The organism is Helicobacter sp. (assembly GCF_022770205.1).
In the GTDB taxonomy this organism is placed as follows: domain Bacteria; phylum Campylobacterota; class Campylobacteria; order Campylobacterales; family Helicobacteraceae; genus Helicobacter_D.
This window is the reverse complement of record NZ_JALEIK010000034.1, coordinates 1-5,965: the sequence shown is the minus strand read 5'-3', so window position 1 is coordinate 5,965 and position 5,965 is coordinate 1. Positions and strand designations below refer to the sequence as shown.

Sequence of the window (5,965 nt, the reverse complement as noted above, 5' to 3'; positions counted from 1 at the left end):
TAGCTGCTTGATTGTAATTTCTAAACATTCTTGCGCGCCTTGTTGTCTTTTAACAAAAAGCTCTGTAACTTGAGAATCATCATAATACGCAATTCCGTTTAATGCGTCTAAGATGGGTTTTAAAATATTGTCTATGTCTCTACGCCGCTTATCTTTCTTGTGCCAAATAATGCTTAAGCGCACTTGTTTTTTTGTGATGATAACCTTGCTTGCCTTAGCACTTAATGCTAACGCGCGCTTAAATTCAATCCCGCTTTTACTGATATAGCGATGATAGCCGCTGCCTAACCAATAATGATTAACGCTAGGCGGGCTAATGTTTAAGAGCTTTATGACCATCGGTTAATCCTAAAATCCAAAACTTAATGGAAATGTAACGCATATTATCCCTTACGCGTTCATATTCTCTGTATTGCACTAAGTCTTTATAAGTTTTATGCGCCATTCTTAACACCGCCAGCTCTTTTTTTGTAAAAGCAGGTTTGTTATTAATCAATATCTTTTCTAAAGGGTAACGCCCTTGTATAAAATTGTTAATTTTCCGCTCCCAGCTTATTTTTTCTACAATTTTGTGCAGCTTTTCTAAAAGGGTGTTTGCTTCTACTTCGTGTTGTAGTATCGCCTGCCCCTTAACTTCTCTACAAGCCTTAGAAAAAGTGTTTAAATTTATGTGTTGTGCATTCACAACCTTTTTATAAACTTCTTTTGCTTCGCCCTCTGTAAGCTCCCTTAGCAAACTCCCCATATATTCACAATCAATGGGTGTAATGCCCCACATCTTTTTACCCAAAGAGATAATGATTTGCTCTTTTATGTCCATTTTTTACCCCTCATTGCAAGGCTAGATTGATTCCTCAACAACAGCCACTTCTTTTGTGCTATGCTCGCTTTTAAAATCCTCAACTAATGTTTTTAAATCCTCTCGCCCTAAAATCGCTTCAATAGATTCAGGATTAACACTTGTGATTTTGTGTTTTTCACAAAACTTTTTAATCTCTAAGACTTCTAAACCTAAGCTCTTTAATGTATCCATTAACGCTTTAGCATTTGAGGAGGTATCATTTTGCGGTATTTTTACTTCTTTGTCTTTTGTTATAGAGTCTTGTGCTTCTAACTCCTCTCTTGTGTAAGGGATTCCACCTAACTCGCAAGGAAAGCACATCCTAAAGCCTTGCGCGATTGCCACTTTTTTTATCATTGTCTCAGGCTTAGTTAGCCACAAGTTTTTACCGCTTGTGTATTCTTTAAAAGAGACTTCGTGATAAAAAGGGCAAGTCCAATCCTTGCGCAAAATTTCAACACATCCTTTAAGCTCCCCGCCTTTATTCTCACACCAAGCTTTCCATCCCGCTAAACGCCCGCTTGATTCTGCGCGCTTTAAATACACTTCATATCCCACAATAATATTAAAATTATTGTTATAAGGAATGGCGTAAATTTCCCTTAAAAACGGATTTAAACCAAAGCTGCTACAAATGTTTAAGAATTGATGTTTGTGGGCTTCGCTTAAATTGCATCCTAGCCCATTTAAATATTTCATCGCCTCTTGCATAATCTCACTTTTATTTTCAACTTTTATAACTTCCATTTTTTATCCTTTCAAAACTGATACAATATCTTGTAATTCTAATAACCCTTTTTCTAGAGTTTCATTTACCTTTTTCTCTGATTCTAGCTCCACTTCTAGCTTGGCTATTTTTTCTAATAGCGCGTATTTTTCTGCGTATAATGCGTCTAAAACAATTTTTATATCCATTTATATCCTTTAAAACGGGATTTCATCCTCAACAAATTCAACCAGAATTTCTTGTGGGGGCTTGTGTGGCAATTCTTGTGCTGCATTGCTTTGTTGCGCTCTTGCATTGCTATTGCTTTTTGTGCTTAAAAATTCTATTTTCTCTGCGAAAATAAATAGCTTGCTGCGATTGTTGCCGTTTTTATCCTGCCAACTTTCCTGCTTTAAAAATCCGCTTACTGCTACTTTTGAGCCCCTCTTTAAAAATGTGCTTGCTGTTTCTGCTGTGCGCCCCCAGCATTCTGCTTCAATAAAGCAAGTCTCATTTTCTGTGCGCCCGCTTGCGCCCTTGCGGTATCTATTAATTGCAAGGGAAAGTTTTGCTACTTTTGCACCGCTGCTTAGCGTCTTTGCCTCAACATCTCTTGTTAAATTCCCAATTAAATGCACACTATTCATTGACCCTTACCTCAAAAAACTTTGTATCCTCGCGGATATAATCCAATGGAATTGAAAAGGCGTTATCTTTACAAAATCTTGCAAAATCAATTCCGCCGCGTCTTGTTTTTTCAATCACCTTTACAAAACTATTTTCAAAAGTGCCTTTAGAAATAAGCTTTTCTTTTATACCGCTTAGCTTCTCTTGAATTGCTTTTGCCTGCGCATTTAGTGCAACATATTCGCGGCTTAAGCTCTCTAACTCTAAATCAAAATAATTGTTTTTTGCTCTTTCATAATCCTCCATAAAAGTCCTTAAAGACTCTATGTTTTTTTCTATAAACTCTCTATCGCGCTCTACTAAGCTTTTAAAGACTTTTAATTCCTCATTGATTAAAATGCCTTGCACAAATAGCCCAACATCTGCGTCTAACACTTCCATCTGTAATTGCATTTGTGCGTTATAGCTTGGTGTAATTTCCTTAAAATTACGCGGTGCCTTTACTTCTACACACACTTTTTTGCCTACATCATCTATAAAAAACGCATCTGGAGTTGCGCCTAAAAAATCATATTTTTTATGTTTTATAAACCCCGGAGTTTCATATTCTTTTATCGCCTTTTTTAAAATTAGCGGCTCTAATTCTATTCCCCTTTGTAAATCAGGGCTAGTCTCCTCTTTTGCCTCACCATAATATTCCCTAACCATTTCTAAAAGAATCGCATTTTTGCTTTTAAACGCGCCCTCTAGTCCTAAAATCGCTCCGATTCTACTTCCAGTGATTCTACCAACTCTTTCTTTGCTTAGTCTATTTTGCATTTTTGCTCCTTTTTTTTATATATCCGCCATTTTTTAAAACTAAAAATACTTCTTTAGCCTTAGAATCTGGGCGAATCTCTTCTGCGCTCTTAAAGCCTTTTTTCAAAACATAATGGATTAGCCCACGTTCAATTTTTAAACTTATGCACATATTACTTATCGTAAAAAAGTCTTTTTTTATTTTTTCTTTATTTAACTCCATCGTTTGCATTGGTACGCTCCTAAAAATGTATCTACTGGGTAAGATTCTACCCCCTTTTTATAAAAAATTAATCCGTTATATTCATAGTATCTACTAACGGAATAATAACCTTTAAGCCCGATTAACATTTTTTCTTGAAACTCTGCTTTATTTTTTGAAGTCCTTGCAATACGCTTAATTGCACTTATCCATTTGTTTAGCAGATTCATTTTTCAACCTCCTTGCATAGTGATCTATAATCTTATTCCACTCTCTAAGTAGAAACTCCCGCCCTGCCTGTGTCCATCGGCTAGTATAGGTTTCTATCACTTCGCCATCGGCTTTTTTGATTAGCTCGCTTTTGCTCTCAATGAGTTTGTATTTCTCATATTTCACATAAGGTAGCCACGCTCTATCGCGCTTGTAAATCACACCCACGCGGTTTAAAATCTCGTGAAGCTCCTTTGCGCTATTTAACCCTAGCTCTTTTGCAATCGTTGTGCTAAGGTAGGTGCGCTCTGAGTGCATTAGGCGATTTAAGTTTGCCTTGCTTTCTAGCAATTTTAAATTTTCCTCTTGAAGCTTCTCGTTTTTTTCCACTTGCACAATTAAGTGCTGCAATGCTTCTTTATAATTTTGAGGCAATGCGGGGGTAGTATTCTTTATGGTATAACTTCCAGTCTTTCTAATGCTAGGCAAAACTTCAGAGGTTATCCACTTTCTAAAAAGCTTCGCCTTTGGTTTATCACTTCGTATAAGCACAAAATAGAGTTGCGGCTCTGTGATAAAGGTTGCCTTTTGCTCCCGTCCTAGCTTATCTATGATGGGATAAGTTTGGCTTACCCCACTTCCAAACTCCGCATTTAAGGCTGTTAGCACCATTGAAGCCTTAGAAAGCTCTAGCACCTCACAAACATCCCTAAGGCAAAAAAGTGGATTCTCATTATCGCCTATGACTCGAATTTGTCCTAAGTCTGATTTTTCAAAAACCTGTAATTGCATTTTTACTCCTTTATATCCATTGTGAAGCCACTTGTGTTATAATTATTTTTGCAAAACAAAATTACACACTAAGGAGCTTCATTATAGATACTTCTAAAATTCATTCGTAAGGTGTGTGTTGCTTAAAAAGAAGCCTGAACCTGTAGAAAATCTGCTTGTAGAATGCCCTTTTGTAAAAGATAATTATTTTTACCAAAAGAGAATCAACGGGATAACGCTTGTTGATATAACCTGCAATAAACGCGTAAAAGGCGTTTGTATCGCGACCAATAAACCCTGCTGCTACAATGATGAAATCAAAGAGATACCACAAGACTATAATAGCCTTGTATGGGTTATCAATATCGCAATCCTAATCCTAGCGATTATCGGTATTGTCAGTATTTTTAAATATTTCTTACCTTAAAATGAATGGGGTTGTTATGTGAGATTGTAAAGAGGTGGGGCAAAACCCCTTGAAGTTATTGTTTGTTGCTTGTAGGTTTTAGTGTTTGTGGGCTTTTTCTTTTTTGAAAAATGCTAAATAACTCGCAAGAATCAAGCAGAATGTCAAAGCTCCAGCCATCACATATTCGTAACTCATTGTTTATCCTTTCTTTGTTTAAAAACACAAACAGGGCAATACTTCCTAAGACAATATACGCATTCGCTAAAGTGATATTACTAACGCATAATTGCCGTAAAATCCTAAGCCAATATTTTTTAATAATTCCAGCATTTAGAATCCTTTACAAAATTATAACAACACAAGTTTTCAAAGAACATAAAAGTAAGCAGCCTTTGGGATAATTTTTGCTATTCTCTACAAAAATTTATTAAAGACTTTACAAACTTTTGATGAGGGAATTATAGTAAAATAATTTTACATTGTCAATAACTAAGTAAAATTTTTTTACAAAAAATATAAAAGGAGACTAATTGGAAGCTTCTGAATTTAAAGAAATACGCCTAAAACTAGGGCTTTCACAGGAAAAAATTGGGGCTTTAATCGGCATTAAAACAAGGCAACAAATTAACAATTTTGAAAGAGGAAAAATCAAAATTAATCCATTAATTGCTGACAAAATGCTATCTTTATGTAAAAAAAATTTACATAAAAACGATGAATCGGATAAATCAAACAAATTGGGGGAGTTAAACGCATACAATCCGCAAAACAGCGATACCTCCGATAATCAAATCACAATCCCATTTTATAAAGATTTTGCAGTAAGCGCGGGGTTTGGTGCTACAAATTTTGAAGGCGAAGTAGAGTTAATCCCTTTTAATAAAAATGAATTGCGCGCAATGTTTGGGGTAGTAAGCTTTAACAAAATGGGGATTGTTAGCGTTGTGGGGGATTCTATGTATCCTACGCTTAAAGAAGGGCAAATGCTAATCTTTCAAGACGATGGCTCTAGCATTGAGGGGGGAATCTATATTATAGAGTATCAAAACGAAGTGTTTGTAAAAAGGCTCAAAAAGCGTCCTTTGTCGCTTGTATCGGATAATAAAGAGTATTCTAATATAGAAGTGAAAGATTTAGAGGAATTACGCATTATAGGGCGCGTGATTGGCGCGTATGAAATTATATATAAGAGGATGTAAGAATGGGAGAATTTTTTGAAAAATTGTGGAAATTGAGTGCATTTTTTCAGGGTGATATGGGTGTTTTTGCTTTTTTAGCATTTTTGGTTTTGCCTACTACGTTTTTTGTGAAAGCATTAAATCACGGTGGTATTTTTCTATTGGCTATTGCAATAGCTTTTATTATCGCGTATCTTGCAACTAAAATAAAAGAAAAGTTTTT

The 5,965-nt window shown here is 35.6% G+C and carries 11 protein-coding genes; 3 read left to right on the top strand and 8 right to left on the bottom strand.

What is annotated here, in order from left to right:
- The 8 genes from MRZ19_RS06610 to MRZ19_RS06575 all read right to left on the bottom strand — a co-directional run.
- The coding region (locus MRZ19_RS06610) for a RusA family crossover junction endodeoxyribonuclease (RefSeq protein ID WP_291031517.1) at positions 1-339 on the bottom strand (339 nt) is incomplete at its 3' end.
- Positions 314-820 (bottom strand): hypothetical protein, encoded by a 507-nt coding sequence (locus tag MRZ19_RS06605; protein ID WP_291031516.1) that lies wholly within the window; start codon positions 818-820, stop codon positions 314-316. The genes MRZ19_RS06605 and MRZ19_RS06610, both read right to left, overlap by 26 nt.
- Before the next feature lie 21 nt (positions 821-841).
- On the bottom strand, positions 842-1,588 hold the full coding sequence (gene bet, locus MRZ19_RS06600) for a phage recombination protein Bet (protein ID WP_291031515.1): 747 nt from the start codon (positions 1,586-1,588) through the stop codon (positions 842-844).
- Positions 1,589-1,591: 3 nt separating this feature from the next.
- On the bottom strand, positions 1,592-1,756 hold the full coding sequence (locus MRZ19_RS06595) for a hypothetical protein (RefSeq protein WP_291031514.1): 165 nt from the start codon (positions 1,754-1,756) through the stop codon (positions 1,592-1,594).
- 9 nt (positions 1,757-1,765) lie between these two features.
- Entirely contained in the window at positions 1,766-2,194 is a 429-nt protein-coding gene (ssb, locus tag MRZ19_RS06590) for a single-stranded DNA-binding protein (RefSeq protein ID WP_291031513.1), read from the bottom strand.
- A complete protein-coding gene (locus MRZ19_RS06585; protein ID WP_291031512.1) occupies positions 2,187-2,993 on the bottom strand; it encodes a lambda exonuclease family protein in 807 nt (268 codons plus the stop codon). Before MRZ19_RS06585 ends, ssb begins: the two co-directional genes overlap by 8 nt.
- Positions 2,983-3,204, bottom strand: a complete 222-nt coding sequence (locus MRZ19_RS06580; protein ID WP_291031511.1) for a hypothetical protein — start codon at positions 3,202-3,204, stop codon at positions 2,983-2,985. Before MRZ19_RS06580 ends, MRZ19_RS06585 begins: the two co-directional genes overlap by 11 nt.
- 165 nt (positions 3,205-3,369) lie before the next feature.
- Complete coding sequence (locus tag MRZ19_RS06575; protein WP_291031510.1) at positions 3,370-4,176, bottom strand: phage antirepressor KilAC domain-containing protein; 807 nt, start codon at positions 4,174-4,176, stop codon at positions 3,370-3,372.
- A 118-nt stretch (positions 4,177-4,294) separates the two neighbouring features.
- Here MRZ19_RS06575 and MRZ19_RS06570 point away from each other — a divergent pair, with 118 nt between their 5' ends.
- From MRZ19_RS06570 to MRZ19_RS06560, 3 genes are all read left to right on the top strand, one after another.
- Entirely contained in the window at positions 4,295-4,582 is a 288-nt protein-coding gene (locus MRZ19_RS06570) for a hypothetical protein (RefSeq protein WP_291031509.1), read from the top strand.
- Between the two features lie 512 nt (positions 4,583-5,094).
- Positions 5,095-5,763 carry a LexA family transcriptional regulator gene (locus MRZ19_RS06565; RefSeq protein WP_291031508.1) on the top strand — a complete coding sequence of 223 codons (669 nt, stop codon included), beginning with the start codon at positions 5,095-5,097 and terminating at the stop codon, positions 5,761-5,763.
- A gap of 2 nt (positions 5,764-5,765) precedes the next feature.
- Positions 5,766-5,965, top strand: a 200-nt coding sequence (locus tag MRZ19_RS06560; protein ID WP_291031507.1) for a hypothetical protein, incomplete at its 3' end; no start/stop codon positions are given.